Source organism: Kribbella sp. NPDC050459 (genome assembly GCF_040655315.1).
Lineage (GTDB): Bacteria > Actinomycetota > Actinomycetes > Propionibacteriales > Kribbellaceae > Kribbella.
The window spans coordinates 119,759-141,527 of the sequence record NZ_JBFAJQ010000014.1 but is presented as its reverse complement, the minus strand read 5'-3'; the positions used below and the strand labels follow the sequence as shown (position 1 = coordinate 141,527).

General features: G+C 69.5%; 23 protein-coding genes. 16 read left to right on the top strand and 7 right to left on the bottom strand.

Translation table 11 applies throughout. From position 1 onward, the window contains the following. From ndk to AB0I12_RS34395, 10 genes are all read left to right on the top strand, one after another. Positions 1-411 carry a nucleoside-diphosphate kinase gene (gene ndk, locus AB0I12_RS34440; protein ID WP_359937901.1) on the top strand — a complete coding sequence of 137 codons (411 nt, stop codon included), beginning with the start codon at positions 1-3 and terminating at the stop codon, positions 409-411. Then, on the top strand, positions 408-1,055 hold the full coding sequence (locus AB0I12_RS34435; RefSeq protein ID WP_359937898.1) for a CatB-related O-acetyltransferase: 648 nt from the start codon (positions 408-410) through the stop codon (positions 1,053-1,055). The genes ndk and AB0I12_RS34435 overlap by 4 nt, the downstream gene beginning before the upstream one ends. 142 nt (positions 1,056-1,197) lie before the next feature. Further along, positions 1,198-2,214 carry a rod shape-determining protein gene (locus tag AB0I12_RS34430; RefSeq protein ID WP_167219028.1) on the top strand — a complete coding sequence of 339 codons (1,017 nt, stop codon included), beginning with the start codon at positions 1,198-1,200 and terminating at the stop codon, positions 2,212-2,214. A gap of 11 nt (positions 2,215-2,225) precedes the next feature. After that, on the top strand, positions 2,226-3,170 hold the full coding sequence (mreC, locus tag AB0I12_RS34425) for a rod shape-determining protein MreC (RefSeq protein ID WP_359937895.1): 945 nt from the start codon (positions 2,226-2,228) through the stop codon (positions 3,168-3,170). 1 nt (position 3,171) lies between these two features. Next, positions 3,172-3,705, top strand: coding sequence for a rod shape-determining protein MreD (gene mreD, locus AB0I12_RS34420; RefSeq protein ID WP_359937892.1), 534 nt, complete (start codon positions 3,172-3,174; stop codon positions 3,703-3,705). Then, a complete protein-coding gene (mrdA, locus tag AB0I12_RS34415) occupies positions 3,702-5,753 on the top strand; it encodes a penicillin-binding protein 2 (protein ID WP_359937889.1) in 2,052 nt (683 codons plus the stop codon). The genes mreD and mrdA overlap by 4 nt, the downstream gene beginning before the upstream one ends. 1 nt (position 5,754) lies before the next feature. Next, entirely contained in the window at positions 5,755-6,921 is a 1,167-nt protein-coding gene (gene rodA, locus AB0I12_RS34410) for a rod shape-determining protein RodA (protein WP_359937886.1), read from the top strand. Between the two features lie 70 nt (positions 6,922-6,991). Beyond that, on the top strand, positions 6,992-7,699 hold the full coding sequence (locus AB0I12_RS34405) for a hypothetical protein (protein ID WP_359937883.1): 708 nt from the start codon (positions 6,992-6,994) through the stop codon (positions 7,697-7,699). 67 nt (positions 7,700-7,766) lie between these two features. Further along, a complete protein-coding gene (locus AB0I12_RS34400) occupies positions 7,767-8,198 on the top strand; it encodes a carboxymuconolactone decarboxylase family protein (protein WP_359937880.1) in 432 nt (143 codons plus the stop codon). Next, on the top strand, positions 8,147-9,028 hold the full coding sequence (locus tag AB0I12_RS34395) for a sigma-70 family RNA polymerase sigma factor (RefSeq protein WP_359937877.1): 882 nt from the start codon (positions 8,147-8,149) through the stop codon (positions 9,026-9,028). The genes AB0I12_RS34400 and AB0I12_RS34395 overlap by 52 nt, the downstream gene beginning before the upstream one ends. On the opposite strand, the gene AB0I12_RS34390 is transcribed toward AB0I12_RS34395, so the two are convergent. After that, positions 9,011-9,415 carry a DUF2000 domain-containing protein gene (locus tag AB0I12_RS34390; protein ID WP_359937874.1) on the bottom strand — a complete coding sequence of 135 codons (405 nt, stop codon included), beginning with the start codon at positions 9,413-9,415 and terminating at the stop codon, positions 9,011-9,013. The genes AB0I12_RS34395 and AB0I12_RS34390 overlap by 18 nt on opposite strands. Before the next feature lie 79 nt (positions 9,416-9,494). On the opposite strand from AB0I12_RS34390, the gene AB0I12_RS34385 reads away from it, so the two are divergent. From AB0I12_RS34385 to AB0I12_RS34370, 4 genes are all read left to right on the top strand, one after another. Beyond that, the gene (locus tag AB0I12_RS34385; RefSeq protein ID WP_359937871.1) at positions 9,495-9,953 is read left to right on the top strand and encodes an Lrp/AsnC family transcriptional regulator; all 459 of its coding nucleotides are present in this window, start codon (positions 9,495-9,497) and stop codon (positions 9,951-9,953) included. Positions 9,954-10,440: 487 nt separating this feature from the next. Further along, on the top strand, positions 10,441-11,184 hold the full coding sequence (gene pcaD, locus AB0I12_RS34380) for a 3-oxoadipate enol-lactonase (RefSeq protein ID WP_359937868.1): 744 nt from the start codon (positions 10,441-10,443) through the stop codon (positions 11,182-11,184). A 37-nt stretch (positions 11,185-11,221) separates the two neighbouring features. Then, positions 11,222-11,674 carry a YcxB family protein gene (locus AB0I12_RS34375; protein ID WP_359937865.1) on the top strand — a complete coding sequence of 151 codons (453 nt, stop codon included), beginning with the start codon at positions 11,222-11,224 and terminating at the stop codon, positions 11,672-11,674. A gap of 70 nt (positions 11,675-11,744) precedes the next feature. Next, entirely contained in the window at positions 11,745-13,676 is a 1,932-nt protein-coding gene (locus tag AB0I12_RS34370) for a TIGR03960 family B12-binding radical SAM protein (protein ID WP_359937862.1), read from the top strand. Here AB0I12_RS34370 and AB0I12_RS34365 read toward each other — a convergent pair. The 5 genes from AB0I12_RS34365 to AB0I12_RS34345 form a co-directional block, all read right to left on the bottom strand. Next, positions 13,673-14,050: a hypothetical protein gene (locus AB0I12_RS34365; protein WP_359937859.1), complete on the bottom strand. Its 378-nt coding sequence runs from the start codon at positions 14,048-14,050 to the stop codon at positions 13,673-13,675. The two genes, AB0I12_RS34370 and AB0I12_RS34365, sit on opposite strands and share 4 nt — an antisense overlap. Positions 14,051-14,096: 46 nt before the next feature. Continuing rightward, entirely contained in the window at positions 14,097-15,410 is a 1,314-nt protein-coding gene (locus AB0I12_RS34360; protein ID WP_359937856.1) for an HAD-IA family hydrolase, read from the bottom strand. A gap of 5 nt (positions 15,411-15,415) precedes the next feature. Next, the gene (locus tag AB0I12_RS34355; protein ID WP_359937854.1) at positions 15,416-16,741 is read right to left on the bottom strand and encodes a M20/M25/M40 family metallo-hydrolase; all 1,326 of its coding nucleotides are present in this window, start codon (positions 16,739-16,741) and stop codon (positions 15,416-15,418) included. A 24-nt stretch (positions 16,742-16,765) separates the two neighbouring features. Further along, positions 16,766-16,939, bottom strand: a complete 174-nt coding sequence (locus AB0I12_RS34350) for a hypothetical protein (protein WP_359937851.1) — start codon at positions 16,937-16,939, stop codon at positions 16,766-16,768. Positions 16,940-17,049: 110 nt separating this feature from the next. Beyond that, a complete protein-coding gene (locus AB0I12_RS34345) occupies positions 17,050-19,305 on the bottom strand; it encodes a M43 family zinc metalloprotease (RefSeq protein WP_359937848.1) in 2,256 nt (751 codons plus the stop codon). Positions 19,306-19,571: 266 nt separating this feature from the next. Between AB0I12_RS34345 and AB0I12_RS34340 the strand changes: the two genes are divergently transcribed. Beyond that, positions 19,572-20,183: a DedA family protein gene (locus AB0I12_RS34340; RefSeq protein WP_359937845.1), complete on the top strand. Its 612-nt coding sequence runs from the start codon at positions 19,572-19,574 to the stop codon at positions 20,181-20,183. A 1-nt stretch (position 20,184) separates the two neighbouring features. Here the strand turns inward: AB0I12_RS34340 and AB0I12_RS34335 are convergent, their stop codons facing one another. Beyond that, positions 20,185-21,165 carry a GNAT family N-acetyltransferase gene (locus AB0I12_RS34335; RefSeq protein ID WP_359937842.1) on the bottom strand — a complete coding sequence of 327 codons (981 nt, stop codon included), beginning with the start codon at positions 21,163-21,165 and terminating at the stop codon, positions 20,185-20,187. 176 nt (positions 21,166-21,341) lie between these two features. Here AB0I12_RS34335 and AB0I12_RS34330 point away from each other — a divergent pair, with 176 nt between their 5' ends. Then, on the top strand, positions 21,342-21,761 hold the full coding sequence (locus AB0I12_RS34330; protein WP_359937839.1) for an NUDIX domain-containing protein: 420 nt from the start codon (positions 21,342-21,344) through the stop codon (positions 21,759-21,761). The last annotated feature ends 8 nt before the right edge of the window (positions 21,762-21,769 follow it).

Here is a 21,769-nt window from a genome sequence, read left to right as displayed (position 1 = left end):
ATGTCGCAGCGCACTCTGGTCCTGCTCAAGCCCGACACGGTACGCCGTGGCCTGATCGGTGAGGTGCTGGGCCGGTTCGAGGCCAAGGGGCTCCGGATCGTCGCCATGGACCTGCGCACGATCGACGGCGAGCTGGCCGACCAGCACTACGCCGAGCACGTCGAGAAGGCCTTCTACCCGCCGCTGCGGGACTTCGTGGTCAGCGGCCCGATGGTCGCGATGGTCCTCGAGGGCGACGAGGCGATCGAGGTCGTCCGCGCGCTGAACGGCGCCACCGACGGCCGCAAGGCCGCCCCCGGCACGATCCGCGGCGACCTGTCGCTGTCCAACCGCGAGAACCTCGTGCACGGCTCCGACTCCGAGGAGTCCGCCGCCCGCGAGATCAAGATCTGGTTCCCCGACCTGCCGTGAACCAGCCCGAACTCCCCGACCCCGGCGTGCTGCACCCGATGCCCGGCCAGTCCCGGGTGGTGCTCCTGAAACCGCTCGTCACGTCACCGCTGATCGAGGTCGGGGAGTTCTCGTACTACGACGACCCGGACGACCCGACCGCGTTCGAGACGCGCAACGTGCTGTACCACTACGGCCCGGAGAAGCTGGTCATCGGGAAGTTCTGCGCACTGGGCGAAGGCGTCCGCTTCGTCATGAACGGCGCCAACCACCGGATGGACGGCCCGTCGACGTTCCCGTTCCCGATCATGGGCGGCTCCTGGTCCGAACACTTCGACCTGATCACCGGCCTGCCCGGCCGCGGCGACACCGTGATCGGCAACGACGTCTGGCTCGGCTACCAGACCCTGGTGATGCCCGGAGTGCGGATCGGCCACGGCGCGATCCTCGCCTCCGGCTCGGTCGTGACCACCGACGTCCCCGACTACGGCATCGCCGGCGGCAACCCGGCCAAACTCATCCGCCGCCGCTACAGCGACGCCGACGTCGACCGCCTGCTCGCGATCGCCTGGTGGAACTGGCCCCTGGACCACCTCACCAAGCACCTCCCGACCGTCATGTCCGGCACCGTCGACGACCTGGAGAAGGCCGCCGAATCGCTGTAATTGCAAGGCCGTTGCGGACTGCAGGTGCTCGGACCGATACGATCTGTCCTGGGCGGACGGGTCGTGTCGGTCCACGGGCTGTGCGCGGGGCGCGTTTAGCCTGGTCGGGGGTCGAGTGGGAGGTGCCGCGGTGGCGAACAGCATGCTGGGCCGCGACATGGCGGTAGATCTCGGGACGGCGAACACGCTGGTGTATGTGCGTGGCCGGGGCGTCGTGCTGAACGAGCCGTCCGTGGTGGCGACGCGGACCGACGAGCCGCAGGAGGCGGTCGCGTTCGGTCACGAGGCGAAGAAGATGATCGGGCGGACGCCGGGCAACATCACCGCGATCCGGCCGCTGAAGGACGGCGTGATCGCCGATTTCGACGCCGCCGAGCAGATGCTGCGGTACTTCATCCAGCGCGTCCACCGCCGGCGATACTTCGCGAAGCCGCGGATCGTGGTCTGCGTGCCGTCCGGGATCACCGCGGTCGAGCAGCGAGCGGTCCGCGACGCCGGGTACATGGCCGGCGCCCGCAAGGTGTACATCATCGAGGAGCCGATGGCCGCCGCGCTCGGATCCAATCTCGAGGTCCGCGACGCGACCGGCAACATGGTCGTCGACATCGGCGGCGGGACGACGGAGGTCGCGGTCATCTCGTTCGGCGGCATCGTGACCAGCCAGTCGATCCGGGTGGCCGGCGACGCCATCGACAAGGCGATCGTGAACTACTGCAAGAAGGAGTTCTCGCTGCTGCTCGGCGAGGCCACCTCGGAGCAGATCAAGATGACGATCGGGTCGGCGTTCCCGACCACCGACGGCCCGGACAGCGAGATCCGGGGCCGGGACATGGTCTCCGGTCTGCCGCGCACCGTGAAGGTGTCGTCGGCGGACATGCGGCAGGCGATCGAGGAGCCGATCACCGCGATCGTCGACGCGGTCAAGGCGACGCTGGACAAGACCCCGCCGGAGCTGGCCGGCGACATCGTCGACCGGGGCATCGTGCTGACCGGCGGCGGCGCGCTGCTGAAGGGCATGGACGAGCGGCTGCGGCACGAGACCGGCATCCCGATCCACGTCGCCGAGAACCCGCTGGACGCCGTCGTGCTGGGCGCCGGCAAGTGCGTCGACAACATCGAGACCCTCAACCGCATCCTGGTCACCGACAACCGGCGCTGAGGTAGCAGGCGATGCTCAAAGACCTCGGTACGCCGTCGACCCGGAGCGCGTTCCGCTCGGCAGGGGAGGCCCCGCTGCGTTCGGCGGGTACGCCGCGCGAAGTGCGCCGCCGCCGGACCGTTCTGCTGCTGGTGGTGCTGGCCTGTTTCACGCTGATCGTGCTGGATGCCCGCCGCTCGGCCGGATCGCCGGTCGAGCCGTTGCGGGAGGCCGCGGCCGGTGTCTTCGGCCCGCTCGAGTCCACCGCCACCTCCGCCCGGCAGCCTGTGGACAACCTCCGCGACCGCTTCGCGGAAATGGATAGGTTGAAAGCAGAGAACGAAAAACTGAAGAAGGACAACGAGGACCTGACCAGGGAGCTGAACACCTCCGACTACGCCCGCAACCGGGCGCAGGAGCTGGACAAGCTGCTCAAGGTCGCCCCGGCGTACACGATGACGCCGGCCCGGGTGATCGGTATCGGTGGCGCGCAGAACTTCAGCCACACGGTGACGATCGACGCCGGGACGGCGGACGGTGTGCGCACCGACATGACGGTGCTGAACGGGACCGGTCTGGTGGGCCGGGTGGTGCGAGTCACCCAGGGGACCGCGACCGTGCTGCTGATCGGCGACCGCAACTCGACCGTGGGCGGCCGGCTGAATGCGACGATGGCGCTCGGTTTCGTCTCCGGACGGGGAGACGTGGCCGGCACCCTCGACTACAAGCTGGTCGACCCGAAGGCGCGGCCGAAGGCCGGCGACCGGATCGTCACCTGGGGCTCGAGCGGCAACGCGCCGTACGTGCCGGGTGTCCCGATCGGCGTCGTCACCTCGGTGACGCCGAACCAGGGCGCCCTCGGGTCCACCGCGACCGTCAAGCCGTATGTCGATCCGACCCGGATCGACACCGTCGGCGTGGTGACCGGGCCTCCCGCCCGGCCGCCGCGCGCACAAATCACCGGGAAGGGGAACTGACGTGATAGCACTGCGCATCGGGTTGGCTGCCCTGTTCCTGATGATCGCCGTCACCGTGCAGACGTCCGTGCTGACGAACATCGCGGTCGCCGGCGTGACCTGCGACCTGACGCTGATCGTGGTGATCGCGCTGGCGCTGTCCCGTGGCCCGGAGTGGGGTGCGATCGCGGGGTTCGCCGGCGGGCTGATGCTCGACGTCGTGCCACCGGCCGACCACACCGCCGGCCGCTGGGCGTTGGGCCTGGCCATCGCCGGCTACGTCGCCGGGCTGATCCGCCGCGAGACGTCCGGCAGCCCGGTCGGGCCGCTCGGTGTCGCGTTGACGGTCGTGCTCGGGACCGCGATCTCGTTCTTCCTGTACTGCGCCACCGGATCGCTGCTGCACGACCCGACGGTCGACTGGAGCGAGTTCGGCGTCCGCCTCGGCATCGCCGCCGGGTACGACGTGGTCGGCGCGATCGTGGTGATCCCGCTGGTCATGTGGCTCATGGGCCGCCTCAAACCAGCTCGTGAGCGCAGGCGAGTCACGCCATGAGCTGGGACGGTTTCGAGGCGCCTTTGAAGGCGCGGCTGCGGTTGCTCGTGATCGGGGTGCTGGTCTTCTCCTTGCTGTGCACGCTGTTCGGCCGCCTCTGGTACATGCAGGTGATGTCGAGCGCCGACTACAGCCAGGCGGCCACCCAGCAGCACATCCGCCAGGTCCTGATCCCGGCGCCGCGCGGCACCGTCGTCGACTCGCAGGGCCGGACGCTGGTCGGCAACCGGGTCTCGGTGGTGATCACGGTCGACCGGTCCGTGCTCGCCAAGCTCCCGGACAGCCAGCAGAACGTCGTCCTCGCCCGGCTCGCGAAGGTGCTCGGCCAGAAGCCGAAGGACCTGAAGGCGCGCACGATGCTGTGCGGTGAGCCGGGCGCGTCCAAACCGCCCGCCTGCTGGAACGGCACGCCGTACCAGCCGATCCCGGTCGCGAAGGACGTCAGCGAGCAGGTCGCGATCGAGGTGATGGAGCGCCGCGAGGACTTCCCGGGGATCGCCGCCGACTCGCAGACGCTGCGCGCCTACCCCTCGCCGTTCAAGGTGAACGCGGCGCACATCCTCGGCTACCTGTCGCCGATCACGACCGAAGAGCTCGAGGACATGGACAAGGCCGGGCAGGACTCGGTGCCGCACCGCTCGGACCTGGTCGGCCGGGCCGGCGTCGAGCGGTCGTACGACAAGCTGCTGCGCGGCACGCCCGGTGAGAAGGACGTGATCGTCGACGCGGTCGGGTACACCACCGGCATCAAGAAGCAGACCGCTCCGGTCCCGGGCGCCACGCTGGTCACCACGATCGACGCGCGGATCCAGGCCTCGGTCGAGGCGCAGCTGAAGAACGCGATCATGACCGCGCGGAAGCAGTACGACAAGATCACCAAGAAGAAGTACGTCGCGGACTCCGGCGCCGCGGTCGTGATGGACACCAAGACCGGCCGAATCGTCGCGATGGCCAGCTACCCGACGTACGACCCGGGCGTCTGGGTCGGCGGCATCACCCAGCGCGAGCTGGACGCCCTTTACTCGACCAAGTCCGGGACGCCGCTGGTGTCCCGCGCGCTGCAGGGTCAGCTGGCGCCCGGGTCGACGTTCAAGCCGATCACCACGGCCGCGGCGATGGGCGCCGGGTACAGCCCAAAGACGCGGCTCGACTGCTCGTCGTTCTTCGAGGTCGGCAACCGCAAGTTCAAGAACTACGAGTCCGCGTCGCACGGGATGATCGGCTTCGACCAGGCGCTGGCGCTGTCCTGCGACACGTTCTTCTACCGGATCGCGTATGCGCTCTGGCTCAAGGAGGGCGGCAACTCCAGCGACGTCACGACCCGCGACCCGCTGGTCGAGATGGCGCAGAAGTTCGGGCTCGGCAAGCCGACCGGAATCGACCTGCCCGGCGAGGTCAGCGGCCGGATCGCGGACCGCAAGTGGAAGAAGACGTACTACGACGCGCAGAAGGACTACTACTGCAAGATCGCGGACAACCCGCCCGCCGGGACGTCGGCGTTCCTGAAGCAGTTCGCCCGCGAGTTCTGCGTCGACGGGTACAAGTACCGCGCCGGTGACGCGGTGAACTTCGCGATCGGCCAGGGCGACACCACGATCACCCCGCTGCAGCTCGCGACCGTCTACTCGGCGCTGTCCAACGGCGGCACGCTGTACGAGCCGCGCGTCGTCCAGTCCTGGGTCGGCGCGAACGGCAAACCGCACGAGATCAAGCCGGTTGTCAAGGCGAAGCTCCCGGTCCCGCGGAACACCTTGAAGTACATCGACACCGCGCTGAAGCAGACCACGGTGTCGGGTACGGCGGCGTGGAAGTTCCAGGGCTTCCCGCTCGACAAGATCCCGGTCCGCGCCAAGACCGGGACGGCCGAGGTCTACGGGAAGCAGACCACGTCGTGGCTCGCGTCGTACACCGATCGGTATGCCGTGGTGATGATGATCAGCCAGGCCGGTACCGGTTCGGGCGCCGGCGGTGACGCGGTCCGCAAGATCTACGAGACCCTGTACGACATCAAGCCGGCGCCGCCCGCCCAGCAGAAGCCGGGGCAGTGAGATGGCGCTGCTGACTCCGATCCGGACCCGGCCGCGGATGGACCGCCGGTCGACGGTCTGGCACGTCGACTGGGTCCTGGTCCTGAGCGTGGCTGCGCTGTCGTTCCTCGGCGCGATGCTGATCTGGTCCGCGACCCACAACCGGACCTCGCTGACCGAGGGCAAGCCGGACGCGTTCCTGGTCCGGCACGCGCTGAACTTCGCGATCGGCCTGGTGCTCGCGGTCGGCGCCGCGATCACCGACCACCGCCGGGTCCGGATCCTCGCCCCGCTGCTGTACGTCGCTTCGGTGATCGGCCTGATCCTGGTGCTGGTGCCCGGCGTCGGCTCGACGATCAACGGGTCCCGGTCGTGGATCCAACTGCCGTTCATGTCGATCCAGCCGAGCGAGTTCGCCAAGCTCGCGGTGATCGTCGGCATGGCGCTGCTGATCGCGGAGAAGAGCGAGACCGACCGTCACGAGGACGCCCGCACCCTCGACGTCGCGCAAGCGGTCGCGGTCGCCGCCGTGCCGGTGGTGCTGGTGATGCTGCAGCCGGACCTCGGCACGGTGATGGTGCTCGGGTCGATCGTGTTCGGGATCATCGCGGTCTCCGGCGTCCCGAAACGCTGGATGCTCGGTCTGCTCACCGCGGGTGTGGTGGTCGCGGCGATCGCGATCAAGCTGCAGGTGCTGAAGACCTACCAGATCGACCGCTTCACCGCGTTCATGCACCCGTCCTCGGACCCGCAGGGCATCGGGTACAACGTGAACCAGGCGCGGATCGCGATCGGCAACGGCGGCGTGTTCGGGCAGGGCCTGTTCCACGGCGGCCAGACGCAGAACGCGTTCGTCCCCGAGCAGCACACCGACTTCGTGTTCACGGTCGCCGGCGAGGAGCTCGGGCTGATCGGAGCCGGCGCGATCATCGTGCTGTTCGCGATCATCCTGTTCCGCGGGTTGCGGATCGCGGTGAACGCGCGGGACGTGTTCGGGCGGCTGGTGGCGACCGGGATCGTCTGCTGGTTCGCGTTCCAGGCGTTCGAGAACATCGGGATGACCCTCGGCATCATGCCGGTCACCGGCCTGCCGCTGCCGTTCGTGTCGTACGGCGGCTCGTCGATGTTCGCCTGCCTGCTCGCGATCGGCCTGCTGCAGAACATCCACCTCCGCTCGCACCGCTACTGACCCGCCGACTGACAGGTCAGGTACGCTGCTTCCTGCTCGGCCCCCGCCCGGAGCTCGGAAGGTCCGCCCCATGACGAGGTTTGTGATGCTCGCCGTTCTCGTGCTGTCGCTGTCCGCCTGCGGCGGAGGTGACGACAAGCAGAGCGCCGCGCCGCCGGCCGCCACTCCGACGCCGAGCCCGACGGCCTCGACGCCGGCCGCGCCCGTCGCCCGGACGACCGCCGAGCTCACCAAGGCGCTGCTGGAGCTGGCCGACCTGCCGGGCGGCTTCACCGAGGACAAGGAAGAGCCCGACGAGGACGCCAAGCCGTTCTCCTCGCCGAGCAGCCGCTGCAAGACGCTCGTGAAATACCTGAACGCCACCAAGGCGCCCGGCTCCAAGGCCAGCGTGGCGCGGACGTTCACCGGCGGTCAGGAGGGCCCCTACATCGACTTCGGCCTCGACTCGATGAGCACCGCCGAGAAGGTCGCCGAGCTGCGCGACTCGTACGCCGAAGCGGTCGAGTCCTGCCCGAAGGTGACGCTCAAAACCGACGGCGCCGGCAGCACGTCGATGAAGGTCGAGACGATCACCGCCCCGGAGTACGGCTCGAAGCCGTTCGCGTTCCGGCTCACCGGCACCAGCGGCCCGAAGCGCGGACTCGAGTACGCCGCAGTCGTGACCGGCGTCGACGACGTGATCGTGTCGGTCGGCGTTCTCGCCGGCCAGGGCACCGAACTCGACGCAGCCACCGAGGCAGCGGTCACGAAGGCGCGCCACGTGCTCGAGCCGGCGTGACCGGCGTCACAACCCTCGTCGTCACGCCGGCCGTGGGGCGGACCGTCGTGTTGGCATGGAACAACGGATGGATTTCAGCAGGATCGCCCCGGCCGCCTTCCGGGCCGTGTTCGGCGTGGAGAGCTATGCCCAGAGTCAGGTCGACCACACGCTGCTGCACCTGATCAAGGTGCGTGCGTCGATGGTCAACGAGTGCTCGTTCTGCGTTGACATGCACACCACCGACGCTCTCAAGGACGGCGAGACCACGCAGCGACTGTTCGGGCTGGCCGCGTGGACCGAGTCGCCCTTCTACGACGAGCGCGAGCGGGCTGCCCTGGCCCTGACGGACGCGGTCACCCTGCTCGGGCGCGGCGGCGTGCCCGATGACGTGTGGGACGCCGCGGTAGCGCAGTTCGGCGAAGAGGGCACCGCGCACGTGCTGCTCGCGATTGGCATGATCAACCTGTGGAACCGCCTGATGATCGCGACCCGGAAGCTGCCGGAGGTCACGGGCTGACGAGCACGCTGACCGAGTTCGCGTCGGCGCGCGGGATGCTCGCCGGGCTTGCGTACCGGATGCTGGGGAGCTGGCACGACGCGGAGGACGTGCTGCAGGACGCGTACGTCCGCTGGTCGGCCGCGGACCGTACCGACGTGGCTGAGCCGCGCCGCTACCTGACCCGAGTGGTGACGCGGCTGTCGGTCGACGTACTGCGAACCCGGCAGGCGCGCCGCGAGAGCTACATCGGCGAGTGGCTCCCCGAGCCGGTGCCGGCCGACACCCTCGAGCTGGATGACGTGTCGCTGGCGCTCCTGCACCTGTTGGAGCGCCTCACTCCTCCGCAACGCGCCGTCTATGTGCTGCGGACCGCGTTCACCCTCCCGTACGACGAGATCGCCGAGATCCTCGAACGTACGCCGGAGGACTGCCGCCAACTGCACCGCCGGGCCCGGCAGGCTCTGGACGACGACCGGCCGCGGTTCCGCCCGTCCGCGGCCGAGCAACGCCGCCTGCTCCTGGACTTCGTGGCCGCCGCCCGCGAGGGTGATCTGGCACGTCTGGAGTCGATGCTCAAGGACTCTGTGACGTCCTGGACCGACTCCGGCGGGCGCCTCCGCGCCGCCCGCAGGCCAGTCATCGGCCGTGAGAGGGTCGCGCACTTCTTCGCGCACATCTACACCCGCCCCGGCTTCGCCGTCACCGAGGTGGACCTGGCCACCGGGCCTGCCTTGAAGGTCCTCGTCCGCGGCGAGCCCCACGTCCTCACCGTGCACACCGACGGCTCCGGGATCACCGCGATCCACCTCCAGGCCAACCCGGAGAAGCTGTCATCGGTAGAGCGGTAGGGCGCCCGTGAGCGAGTCGATCGACTGGCGCGGGCCGTAGAGAGCGAGGCCCAGGTACTGGATGTCCTCGGGCTTCGTGCCGGCGAGGGTGCTGGACATCTGTTCGTAGGTGCGCGCCCGTTGGGCGGCCTGGTGCATGTCGTGGACGGTCACGTCCGGGCGGGCGGCCGCCTGCGCGCGGAGGGCCTGCAGGTCGTCCCCGCGGAGGATCGGGATCGGGTAGGCGCACATGCCGGTGTGCGGCGTTCCGGAAGCGTCGGCGGTGTCGGGGCCGACGGTGTCGTCGTGATGGCTGCCCAGCCCGACGCCGAGCAGGGCGGCGGTGTTGAGGGCGACGCCGATGGGAGCCTCGGTCGCGATGATCACGACCATCTTGTTCGTCAGCACGGCGAAAACCGTAGCCCGTTGGGCGGAGATTCGCGGCTGATCCCGAACATCGTTCGGTGGATCTGCGAAACTGGGCGGCATGGACGAACTTGATACGGCGCTGCTGCGGATGCTGCAGAACGACGCCCGCCGTACGAACCGCGACATGGCGGCCGAGCTGAAGATCGCGCCGTCGACCTGCCTGGAGCGGATCCGCGGGCTGCGCGACCGCGGCGTGATCAGCGGGTACCACGCGGCCGTCGACCTGAAGGCGATCGACCGGTCCACCCAGGCGATCATCTCGATCAAGCTCCGGCCGCAGGCGATGGCGGTGGCGACGGCGTTCCAGGCGTACGTGATGGACCTGCCGCAGACGCTGGACATGTTCATGGTCTCCGGCGGCGCCGACTTCCTCGCCCACGTCGCCGTCAAGGACACCGAGGCGCTCCGCGACCTGGTCCTGGCCCTCGCCAAACGCCAGGAGATCGCCGACATCCGCAGCTCGGTCGTCTTCGAACACCACCGCCGCACGACGATCATGCCCCTACCCGATCACTGACCCTGTACGGCTGAGGCGGGTCTGACGACAACTCGCGGGGTTTGTGAACAGGAAATAGCGGCCCTCCTGACTGATGTGCGGGCGACCCGATCCTGCCGTGACCGACGTCCGCTGTGCGTCAGCTACAGCGGTTGTGGTCTGCGGAGACCCGCCGTGATGACCGGGGACCTGAAATAGCAGGGCTCTGGTTACCGGTTCAGGTCTCGAGTTGCCGCGCGATCGCGGCCGGGACGGGGGTACGGCGGCCACGCTCGGATGATCTGCAGGCTCGACAGGTAGTGCACCGCGAGACGCTGTACGCGCGGACACGATCACGCTCAGGTGCACTAGCCCACTGCCCGACATCTCCTGTCCACCTGCACCTCCGAACCAGCCACACATCAGCCACAAACGCCGAAACTGTCTCGCGCTCCTCATCAACCCGTCGGGGTCGGGCGGCGCATCACGGTGGGCGTGGCGGGGGATGGGGTTTCGTAGGGTGGTGGGTATGCGACTCAACTACGTGGAGACCGGTTCGGCCGACGCGCCCGTGGTACTGCTCGGGTCGTCGCTCGGTGCGGACCAGGGGATGTGGGCGCCGCAGGTCGAGGTGCTGGCGAAGCGGTTCCGGGTGATCGCGTTCGACCATCGCGGTCACGGCGGGTCCGACGTACCGGAGGGGCCGTACACGATCGAGGACCTGGGCGGTGACGTCCTTGAGTTGCTGGACTCGCTCGAGGTGGAGCAGGCGTCGTACGTCGGGATCTCGCTCGGCGGGGCGGTCGGGCTGTGGCTCGCGCAGAACGCACCCGACAGGTTCCACCGCTTCGTCGCGATCTGCCCGCCGTCGAACCTGGCCGCGAACCCGCAGCCGTGGACCGAGCGCGCCGCGCAGGTCCGCGCCGAGGGCACCCAGGCCATCGTCGACGCGACCCTGGGCCGCTGGTTCCTCCCGGAGTTCAAGGACATCGAGCCCATCCGCGACATGCTCCTGAACTGCCCCGCCGAGGGCTACGCCGCCTGCTGCGAGGCCCTGAGCAACCTCGACCTCCTTCCGGGCCTGAGCACCATCACCGCCCCCGTCCTCCTGATCACCACCGACTCCGACACCTCCGTCCCACCGGAAACCGTCGTCCCGCTGGCCGGCCAGATCCCCGGCGCCCACCTCGAAGTCATCGAGAACGCCGCCCACCTGGTCACCTACTCCCACCCCGACGTCATCAACCCCCTCCTCCTCGCCCACCTCGGCTAAGGCCATAGGCTGCACCTTCCTGAGGTGGGGAGGAACGGTGAACATCACCATCGCGGTGACGGTGACGGCCGCATCACGCATGCGCAACGTGCGGCTGGTGAACCGCTGGATCGGATGGGTGACGGGACTCGTCGGTTTCGCCTACCTGATCTGGTGGCTGTCCGATCCCTGGAATCTGGCCGGGTTGCTCTTCGGGATCATCTTCCTGGTCTTTCCGGAACTGCTCGGCCTGATCAGGCACGCTCTGACCCGCAGGTACGGCCGCGTCTTCACGTACACACTGACCGATGCGGGTGTCCGGGCGCGGAGCGCCGTCACCAGTCTCGAGTTCGACTGGAACGCGGTGACGTCGATCCGGGAGGTGAGGCCCGGCTGGGTCGTCCGGCTCCCTGCAGGCGGCGGCTTCGTGCTCCCGGAACGCGCGATGACCCCGGACCAGATCACCGAGTGGCGCGCCTTCCTGGCCGCCCGCTCCAGCGCCCCGGCCTGAGCGCGATTCCGGCGTCGGCGTACTGCGGCGTTAGGCTGGTAGGCGCTCTGATCGCTGACTGGAAGTTGTTATGACTGTGGAATCGCTGTTCCCGCGCCTGGAGGCGTTGCTGCCGAGTGTGCAGAAGCCGATCCAGTACGTCGGTGGTGAACTGAACTCGGTCAGCAAGGAGTGGGACGCGGTCAGTGTCCGGTGGGCGCTGATGTACCCGGACGCCTATGAGGTCGCGCTGCCGAACCAGGGCGTGCAGATCCTGTACGAGGTGCTGAACGAGCGGGACCACATCCTGGCCGAGCGGACGTACTCCGTCTGGCCGGACATGGAGAAGGTGATGCGGGACAACGCGATCCCGCAGTTCACGCTGGACAGCCACCGGCCGGTGCGGGCGTTCGACGTGTTCGGGCTGTCGTTCTCGACCGAGCTCGGCTACACGAACATGCTGACCGCGCTCGACCTGGCCGGCATCCCGCTGCACGCCGCCGACCGGACCGACGAGGACCCGATCGTGCTGGCCGGCGGGCACGCCGCGTTCAACCCGGAGCCGATCGCGGACTTCCTCGACGCCGCGGTGCTCGGTGACGGTGAGGAGATCGTGCTCGCGATCTCCGAGGTGATCCGGGAGTGGAAGGACGAGGGCCGCCCGGGCGGTCGCGACGAGGTCCTGCTCCGGCTGGCGAAGTCCGGCGGTGTGTACATCCCGAAGTTCTTCACGGTCGACTACCTCGCCGACGGCCGGATCCAGCGTGTGATGCCGAACCGGCCGGGCGTACCGTTCCGGACCGCGAAGCACACGGTCATGGACCTGGACGCGTGGCCGTACCCGAAGAAGCCGCTGGTCCCGCTCGCCGAGACCGTCCACGAGCGGTACTCGGTGGAGATCTTCCGCGGCTGCACCCGCGGCTGCCGGTTCTGCCAGGCGGGCATGATCACCCGGCCGGTGCGTGAGCGGAGCATCACCACGATCGGCGACATGGTCGAGAACGGGCTGAAGCAGTCCGGGTTCGAGGAGGTCGGCCTGCTCAGCCTGTCGAGCGCCGACCACAGCGAGATCGCCGACGTCGCGAAGGGCCTCGGCGACCGGTACGAAGGCAGCAACGTCTCGCTGTCGTTGCCGTCGACAAGGGTCGACGCGTTCAACATCACGCTGGCCAACGAGTTCTCCCGCAACGGCCGGCGCAGCGGCCTGACGTTCGCGCCCGAGGGCGGGTCGGACCGGATGCGCAAGGTGATCAACAAGATGGTCACCGAGGAGGACCTCATCCGCACCGTCGCGGCGGCGTACAGCCACGGCTGGCGGCAGGTGAAGCTGTACTTCATGTGCGGGCTGCCGACCGAGACCGACGAGGACGTGCTGGCGATCGCCGACCTGGCGAAGAAGGTGATCGCGACCGGGCGGGAGGCCTCCGGCCGGCGCGACATCCGCTGCACGGTGTCGATCGGCGGGTTCGTGCCGAAGCCGCACACGCCGTTCCAGTGGGCGGCGCAGCTCGGACCCGAGGAGACCGACGCGCGGCTGGCGAAGCTCGGCGCCGCGATCCGCTCGGAGAAGCAGTACGCGAAGGCGATCGGCTTCCGGTACCACGACGGCAAGCCCGGAATCATCGAAGGCCTGCTGTCCCGCGGCGACCGCCGCGTCGGCCGCGTGATCGAGGCGGTCTGGCGTGACGGCGGCCGGTTCGACGGCTGGAGCGAGCACTTCTCGTACGACCGGTGGGTCGAGTGCACCGAGAAGGCCCTCGCCGACGAGCCGGTCGACCTCGCCTGGTACACGACGCGCGAGCGTGAGTACGCAGAAGTGCTGCCCTGGGACCACCTGGACTCGGGACTGGACCGGGACTGGTTGTGGGAGGACTGGCAGGACTCGCTCGAAGAGGACGGCGCCATCGAGGTCGAAGACTGCCGCTGGACCCCCTGCTTCGACTGCGGCGTGTGTCCTCAGATGGGCACCGAGATCCAGATCGGCCCGACCGGGAAGAAGCTCCTCCCACTCTCAGTCGTCTAGTTGCAGTAGTACGCCGGGGTCGGCGTCGTCTCGGTCTGGTCCTGCCAGTGCGCGACGCCGACGTAGTACCCGCAGCCGGTGCCTTCGTCGAACCAGGCGCCGCCGCCGGAGTAGGCGTACGTCTCCGCGACGGTGGTGAACGGGCCGGACGCGCTCGAGCCCTTCTGCAGCTCGACCCGGACCTCGGTCACGCTGTTCGAGCACCCCTCGAGACCGACGGCGACGTACAGCATCAAGGCCGAGTACCCGACCGACCTGGCTGTCACCAGATCGCACGCCTGCGTACCGGAGGTCGAGGCCTGGGCCGGCGTCGCCACGGCCAGACCGGCGACGGCAGCAGCAGCGGCCGCGACCGCACCAACGAGTTTCCGCATCTGAGCACCCTTCAGTTGGAAACCTACAGAGTGTCAGCAGATTAGGTCACTCAGTTACAACCGTCGAGCCCTTCGGCGTGGCGTGGAGCAGCAGTTCGGTGAGCAAAAGATCGTCAGCGCTGCCCAGAACGAGGTCGGCGGCCGCCACCGCGGCAGCCTGCACATACGGATTGGGGATGGCGACCGCGTACATCCCGGCCGACTGCGCCGCCGCGACGCCGTGCGCCGTGTCCTCCACCGCGACCGCCCACGGCACGCCGAGCCGCCGCAGGGCCAGCTCGTAGATCGCCGGGTCGGGCTTGTGCGCGGCCACCTCGTCGCCGGTGACGATGTGATCGAACAGGTCGACCGCGCCCACCCGCTCCAGGTGCGGCAGCACCCACGTACGCGGTGAGCTGCTGGCGATCGCGACCTGGAGGCCCAGCTCCCGCGCGGTCGCGATCCAGTCCCGGATCCCGGCCCGGAAGTCGAGCTCGGCGTGCAACCGGTTCCGGTGCGCGACGCGGCGGGCGTGGCTCGCCGTACGGTCGAAGCCGGCGCCGACGGCCGCGGCGAGGACGGCGTACCGCTCCTCGGTGATGTCGCCGCCGTGGCCGGGCCAGAAGCCGGCCAGGTCGAGCTCCAGGCCGTGGTGGGCCCACTCGGCCTGCCAGCTCTCGACCATCGTCGTCTCGGTGTCCATCAGCAGGCCGTCGAAGTCGAAGACGATCGCCGGTACGTCGACCGGCACCAGCCGGGTCGCCAGCCGATGGATCTGGGCCGCACTCAGCCCCAGCCAGGACAGGTACGCGCGCACGCCGCCGAGCTCGTCGAGATGCTCGAGCGATCCGATGATCGTCTCCGGGCGGGTCCGGGAGAATTCGGGCCCGTTCTGCGTGCCGAGGTGGACCTCGCTGATCGCGTAGTCGGCGGCGATCTCGGCGCGCGGCACGCCGGCCACCTCGAGCAGCACCGCGACGGTCAGACCGGTCCGGTCCTTGCCCGCCTTGCAGTGCACCACGACCGGCCGGTCCGCGGGCGCGTCCGCGATCGCGGCGAAGATCCGGCCGACGTGGGCGGCGTTCCGCGTCAGGCTGTTGCGATAGACGTCGAGCAGCCGCGGCTCCGCCTCCGGATCCCGCAGCCGCTCGGCGTCCGGGTCGATCCAGGGGATCCGCCGGTACGCCGGTGTGCCGTCGAGCGGATGTGGTTGCTTCAGCTCCCAGTCGGACCGCAGATCGAGGACGAGCCCCGCGTCGAGAGCGACGAGTTCGTCGTGCACGGTGCCGAGCGCATCGGTCCGCACCAGCGCCCGCGAGCGCGTCGGTACGCCGTACCGGGTCGGAAGTCCGCCGACGTCACGCGCATTCGGGCTCCACATGCCTGTCAGCTTAGGACAACGCCTCCTAAGGACTCGAAATCGTGCCAGCTTCCGTCGAACGGCTTGTGGGTCAACGCGGAATCCGTGCCGACCGCGAAGACGTCGAGCCGGCCGGGACCCCAGGCGACCACCGAACCCGCCGGTTGCGGACGCCGGCGAGCGGCCGCGGGCTCCAGCCAGCCGGCCAGCGCGGCGATGTTCATCCGCAGGATCTCGGCGGCGAACGCCCAGTCGACGAAGGCGAGCGTGTCGTTCGCGGAGTGGATGTGGCCGTTCGCGCTGTCGCCGCCCTCGATCGTCAGCACGGCGGGTATCCCCGCAGTGATGAACGGGACGTGGTCGCTCGCGAACGGGTTCAGCGAGGTCTCGACGTGCAGGCCGGTGTACGTCGCGGCGGCGGTCGCCAGCGCGCCGATCTGCGCGGACGACACCGCCGCGCCTTCGAGCAGGACGGTCGGTGTCGCGGTGTTCCGGGTGCCGATCATGTCCATGTTCAGGACGGCGCGGACCCGGGTCCGCTCGGCCGGCGGCAGCGCCGCGACGTACTGCTTGCTGCCGAACAGGCCCTCTTCCTCGCCGCCGAACAGGATCAGCCGGAGGTCGTGCTGCCAGGTGCTGCCCGCCAGCAGCCGGCCGAGTTCGAGCACACCGGCCGAACCGCTCCCGTTGTCGTCGGCTCCCGGCGCCGCCGCGGCCGAGCCGCCGGCGATGTTGATCGAGTCCAGGTGCGCGGTGACGATCACGAGTCCGCGGCTGGTGCCGACGCCCGCCCGGTCGCCGACCAGGTTCGCCGACTGCCCGGCGCCGACCGTGATCGGCGTCCGGGCCGTCTGGTAGCCGAGGGCAACCATCCGGTCGGCGGCGAAGTCCATCGCCTGCGTGAATCCGGCGCTCAGCGAATGCCTGGTCGGCAGGTTCGCGAGCCAGGTCAGGTCGTTCTGGTACGACGCCGTGGACACCTCGGCGACCAGGTCTGCGACGAACGGATCCGCGCGCGCGGCGACGACGGGAGGGACGTCGACGACCGTGGTGCCGGCGCGGAGGGGCTCGATCCGCCAGCAGTTGTTGGACCGTCGACGCGGCTTGTCGGCGGCCGAGATCACCAGATGCCGGCCGTGATCGAGCACGGGGGCGACGTCCGGGTAGTCGTTCTGGAAGCTCCGGCCCATCTGCGTGACGAGCAGCAGGCCGGGCGCGGTGCGGGAGGCGCGCCCGAGGCGCTGGTCCGCGGGCACCCAGAGCAGGGTCTTGTCCCCGAACCGCGCCGCCCGCGCCCCTCCGGCGGCATCCGCGGTCGGTACAACGAGATAACGCACAGGTGCAGCGGTCATGTCACTCCTCCCCGCCTCGGGACTTCAGTGCTGCCAGGTGATGTCGAGGCGGTCGGCTGTGGTGGTGAAGTGGGCGGGCGTGCCGGAGCCGGCGGTCAGGCGGCCATCGGCCGCCCAGCGTCCTGTCGGCCCGGGCTCGGGGGCGTCTCCGCGACCGATCAGGAACTCCACGAAGGTGCCGTCGGCGCGGAACTCCACCCCCCGCCGGCCGCGGGCCGGCGGGAAGGCGAAGTCGTCGCGGCGGTAGACGCTGATCCCGTCGTGGTCCTCCTCGGCGGAATGCGTCCAGTGCCCGATCGGTGAGGCGGTCAGATCTTCACTTCCTGTCCGATCGCGGCGGGTGTCTCGGGGATCGTGACCTTGAAGTCGCTGATCACGCCGCCGAGCGCCTCGTACCCGGTGACCGACGGTCCCCAGGCCGAGCCGTCCCACCACTTGTGGTACAGCTGCTTGTCGGTGCCGGTGACGAACACGTCCAGCCGGTTCGCGTCCCACGAGACCACGCGCGGCTCGTCGGTGCAGATCCCGCCCATGTACTCGTACCCGGTGACGGACGGTCCCCACGCGGAGCCGTCCCACCACTTGTGGTAGAGCGCGGAGTCGGTGCCGAGGACGAACACGTCCAGCCGGTCGGAGCCCCACGAGACGACGGTCGGCGCCGACGTACACACACCGCCCATGTACTCGTAGCCCGACCAGGACGAGCCGTCCCACCACTTGTGGTACAGCGCCGAGTCGGTGCCGATCACGAACAGGTCGAGCCGGTTCTCGCCCCAGGCCACCACCCGCGGCGGCGAGGCGCAGACCCCGCCGAGGTACTCGTAGCCGTTCCAGGACGAGCCGTCCCACCACTTGTGGTAGACCGCGTTGTCGGTGCCGAGCACGAACGCGTCCAGCCGGTTCTCGCCCCAGGCAACGACTTCGGGCGGGCTCATGCAGATCCCGCCGAGGTACTCGTAGCCGTTCCAGGACGAGCCGTCCCACCACTTGTGGTACAACGCCCGGTCGGTCCCGAGGACGAACGCGTCGAGCCGGTTCGGGCCCCAGGTCGCCAGCCGCGGCGGGCTCGTACAGACGCCGCCGAGGTACTCGTAGCCGTTCCAGGACGAGCCGTCCCACCACTTGTGGTACAGCGCGTGATCGGTGCCGAGGACGAACGCGTCCAGCCGGTTCGGCCCCCAGGACGCGACTTCAGGAGCGCTCATGCAGATCCCACCCTGGTACTCGTAACCCGCGACGGACGGTCCCCAGGCCGATCCGTCCCACCACTTGTGATACATCGCCAGGTCGGTGCCGAGCACGAACGCGTCCAGCCGGTTCGCGCCCCAGGCCACTACCGATCCGGCCGGCTCCGGCGTCCCGGCGGCGCCGCCGCCGAAGTCCGGCAGGTCCTTGCGGACGGTGTCCAGGCAGGCCTGCATCCGGGTCACCTGGTCGGCCGTGAACATGACCATGCCGCGGTCGTCGGTGTAGTCCATGTAGTCGTAGAACAGGTCGCCGTTCGGCCCGTTGCTGCACGTCACGTGCGGGAACGTCGGTACGCCGAAGTTCGGGCCGGCCGCGTTCGGGGTGTCGGCGCACTCGTCGCTGCCGCTGCAGCCGCTGCCGTCGTCACCCCAGATGTGGAACAGGTTCAGGTAGTGCCCGACCTCGTGGGAGGCAGTGCGCCCGAGGTCGAACGGCGCCGCCGCCGTGCCGTTCGTGCCGAACCCGCTGTGCAGGATCACGACGCCGTCGGTGTTCGCCGGTCCGCCCGGGAACTGTGCGTACCCGAGCAGGCCGCCGCCGAGCTGGCACACCCAGATGTTCAGGTAGTGCGCCGTGTCCCAGGGGTCGATGCCGCCGGTCGCCGACGACTTCACCTTGTCGTCGGTGCCGAAGCTCGTGCTGGTGGTCTGGGTCCGGGTGATGCCGGTCGTCGGGTTCCCGTTCGGGTCCTCGGTGGCCAGGTAGAACTCGATCCTCGAGTCCGTGATCAGGCCGCTGAAGACACCCGGCACGATGCTGGTGTCCGGGTTGGTGGCGCGGTAGTCACGGTTCAGCACGTCGATCTGGCTGTCGATCTGGGCCTGCGAGATGTTCTGCGCGTTGGTGTTCCAGACGACGTGCACGACGACCGGGATGCGCGCGATCCCGGTGAAGCGCTCCCCGCCGGCGACGTACGCCATCGTCGCGGTCTCGAGCGCCGACCGCGCCGCGGCGTACCCGGGCGAGGTCGACAGCAGCCGCCGGTGCACGTCCATCACACCGCACTCGCGACGGGTCGGGTACTCGGTCCGCCCGCCGTCGGTCGCGCCGCTCATACCGGCACCACCGGCCTGGCCGCCGCTCATGTTCGCGGCCGGCGACCCGCCACCGCCCATGCCGGCCGCGGGCGATCCGCTGCTGGTCATGTTCGCCGTACCGCTCGATGCGGCCGGGCTGTTCATCCCGGCCGTCGGCATGCCGTCCGCCGCGGGCTGTCCGTTCGCGGTCTGCACGTCCGGCTCGGTCGCCGGTGACTCGCCCGGCATCCGGTGCTCGTCGCGGTGCTTGTCCGCTCGCCCGTTGGCCTTCCTCGGCATCTTTCCCCCTTCCGCGGGGGCACCCGAGCAGGCCGGCGTACGCCGAACCGAAGCGATCACCCCCAGCGCGCCCTCGATCGAAGACGGTCCTGCCGTCTTCCCCCACCGAACAGTCGGCCCCCAAACGCCCTGCTCTGCGATTTACGATCCGCCGATCACCGACCGCGCACAAGGCTTCATACACCCGGCAGTCAACTTCGCCGGAACCCCTTGTGGCGGTTGGAGAATTTCAGCAGCGGCCTGGTGGGAGGTGGGACCCTGGCAGGGTGAAGAGTTTGACCGACTGGTTGCTGGGTCTGCACGGCATCGCCGTGTACGGAATGGTCGGCTTGCTGGTCTTCGCCGAGGACGCGTTGTTCGTCGGGTTCGTGCTGCCGGGGGAGACCGCGGCGGTGCTCGGCGGGGTGACGGCCGCGCTCGGGCACACCTCACTGCCGGTGATCCTGGTGGTCGTCGTCGGTGCGGCCATCCTCGGCGACACCGTCGGCTACGAAGTCGGGCGGTCCTTCGGGCCGCGCCTGCTCACGCACCGCGTGCTGCAGCGACGGGCGGGACGACTCGAGGCAGCACGGAAACAGCTCGCGGAGCGGGGCGGTGCGGCGGTGTTCCTCGGGCGGTTCGTGGCGTTCCTGCGCGCGACGATGCCCGCCCTGGCCGGGATGTCCGGGATGCGGTACCTGAAGTTCCTCGCGTTCAACGCGGCCGGCGGGATCGTGTGGGGCACGGCCGTGGTGCTGCTCGGGTATCTCGCCGGCAACTCGTACACCCGCGTGGAGAAGACGTTCGGCCGCGTCGCGGCTCTGGTCGTGGCGGGCGTCGTCCTGGCCGCGATCGTGGCCTGGCGGGTCCGCCGGCACCGGGCCGAGCGGGTGCGGTAGGTCAGATCGCGCGTTCCCACATCGTGCGCTGGGCCACCGGGCGGAAGCCGAGCTTGGTGTTGACGGCGATCATCGGCGCGTTCTCCGGGGCGTTCCAGGTGTGGAGTACGGCGGGGAGCGGGACGCCGGCCTGCAGGGCGCGGAGGTTCGGGGACTTCACCGCGATGCCGAGGCCCTTGCCGCGGTGGGTACGGCGTACGTAGGTGTCGTACTGGTTGAGGCGCTCGGGCGTTTCCGGCGTACCGCCCATCTGGGTGTACGCCGCGAGCTCGCCCGAGGCGGTGTGGACGGCGGCTGTGGTGTAGGTGAACCGGCCCTGGGCGAGCCGCCGCTCCTCGGTGTCGCGGACCAGCTCGGGCGTCCACCGCACCGCCGCGGTCGTGCGGTCGCCGGTCGGTACGTCCTCGCTCATCCCGCTGAGCAGCTCGACGAACTGCGGCATCCACTCGTCCGGCGCGTGCTCCCGCCACTGGACGATCTCGTACCCGTCGACCGGATGCTCCGGGAGACCGGCCAGCGGTAGCTCGGCCACCTGATGCAGCTCGGCGTGCTTCTTCACGAACCCGCGCGCCGCGGCGAACGCCGTACCCGGGCTCTCACCGGTCACCGGATCGCCGGCCATGTTCGTCCCCGACACGATGCTCCGGCCCTCGGCCTTCGCGCGGTCGATCGCGGCGTCGAGCAGTTTCGTCGCGACCCCGCGCCGCCGATACTCCGGCGCGACGGCCAGCTCCACGTCGACGGTGTCCGTGTCCCCCACCAGCCACCAGTCGAGCCACGCGATCCCGAGCCACGCGTCCCCGTCCACCAGCCCCAGCCCGTCCGCCCGCACCTCGGCATGCTCCCGAGCCATCACCACCCGAGCCTCCTCCACCCCCATCCCGGCCGGAAACTCCAACTCCTCCCGCCGCACCCCGAACTTCACCGCATAAAACCGCCGGAACACGTCCGCATCCGACCCGTCAACCCTGATGATCTCCACCCGCCGACCTTATGCACCCGCCCCCCACCCTGCTCCCCATTTACGCCTGTGACGTGCACGGCGGACAGGTAGTGCACCGCCGAGACACCGTACGCGCGCCCAAATTCACGCTCAGGTGCACTACCCACCAACCCGACACCTCCTGTCGGGCCGCACACCCGAGCTAGCATCCCCGGATGCCGCAGTACCACTTCGGGGTGTACGCACGGATCCGCGACGCGGGCCGGCTCCTCTTGGTTCAGAAGACCCGCGGGCCGTACACCGGTCTCCTGGACCTCCCCGGCGGCTGCCCCGAACCCGGCGAAACCTGGCCACAAACCCTCGAACGCGAACTGCAAGAAGAACTCGGCCTGACCGTCAGCGCCATCGGTGACTTCCGGCCCTTCGCGATTCACGTCCGACAGTCGTCCACCGGCACTCCGATCGACTTCCACCACTGCGGCGTGGTCCTGGACCTCACCCTCCCCTCACCACCCGCAGCGGTCACCTCCCCGGACACCGCCGGCCACGAGTGGTTCGACCTCCACACCGACGACAGGACGCGCCTGAGCGCCGCCGTACGCGCAGGCGTCGGGAACATCTGCCGGGGTCTGTGAACAGGTAA

Coding starts and splice junctions, on each gene's coding strand:
- ndk (WP_359937901.1), top strand. CDS start 1: ATGTCGCAGCGCACTCTGGTCCTGCTCAAGCCCGACACGGTACGCCGT.
- mrdA (WP_359937889.1), top strand. CDS start 3,702: ATGAGCTGGGACGGTTTCGAGGCGCCTTTGAAGGCGCGGCTGCGGTTG.
- rodA (WP_359937886.1), top strand. CDS start 5,755: ATGGCGCTGCTGACTCCGATCCGGACCCGGCCGCGGATGGACCGCCGG.
- AB0I12_RS34405 (WP_359937883.1), top strand. CDS start 6,992: ATGACGAGGTTTGTGATGCTCGCCGTTCTCGTGCTGTCGCTGTCCGCC.
- AB0I12_RS34330 (WP_359937839.1), top strand. CDS start 21,342: ATGCCGCAGTACCACTTCGGGGTGTACGCACGGATCCGCGACGCGGGC.
- AB0I12_RS34345 (WP_359937848.1), bottom strand. CDS start 19,305: ATGCCGAGGAAGGCCAACGGGCGAGCGGACAAGCACCGCGACGAGCAC.
- mreC (WP_359937895.1), top strand. CDS start 2,226: ATGCTCAAAGACCTCGGTACGCCGTCGACCCGGAGCGCGTTCCGCTCG.
- AB0I12_RS34385 (WP_359937871.1), top strand. CDS start 9,495: ATGGACGAACTTGATACGGCGCTGCTGCGGATGCTGCAGAACGACGCC.
- AB0I12_RS34370 (WP_359937862.1), top strand. CDS start 11,745: ATGACTGTGGAATCGCTGTTCCCGCGCCTGGAGGCGTTGCTGCCGAGT.
- AB0I12_RS34430 (WP_167219028.1), top strand. CDS start 1,198: ATGCTGGGCCGCGACATGGCGGTAGATCTCGGGACGGCGAACACGCTG.
- pcaD (WP_359937868.1), top strand. CDS start 10,441: ATGCGACTCAACTACGTGGAGACCGGTTCGGCCGACGCGCCCGTGGTA.
- AB0I12_RS34355 (WP_359937854.1), bottom strand. CDS start 16,741: ATGACCGCTGCACCTGTGCGTTATCTCGTTGTACCGACCGCGGATGCC.
- AB0I12_RS34400 (WP_359937880.1), top strand. CDS start 7,767: ATGGATTTCAGCAGGATCGCCCCGGCCGCCTTCCGGGCCGTGTTCGGC.
- AB0I12_RS34365 (WP_359937859.1), bottom strand. CDS start 14,050: ATGCGGAAACTCGTTGGTGCGGTCGCGGCCGCTGCTGCTGCCGTCGCC.
- AB0I12_RS34360 (WP_359937856.1), bottom strand. CDS start 15,410: ATGTGGAGCCCGAATGCGCGTGACGTCGGCGGACTTCCGACCCGGTAC.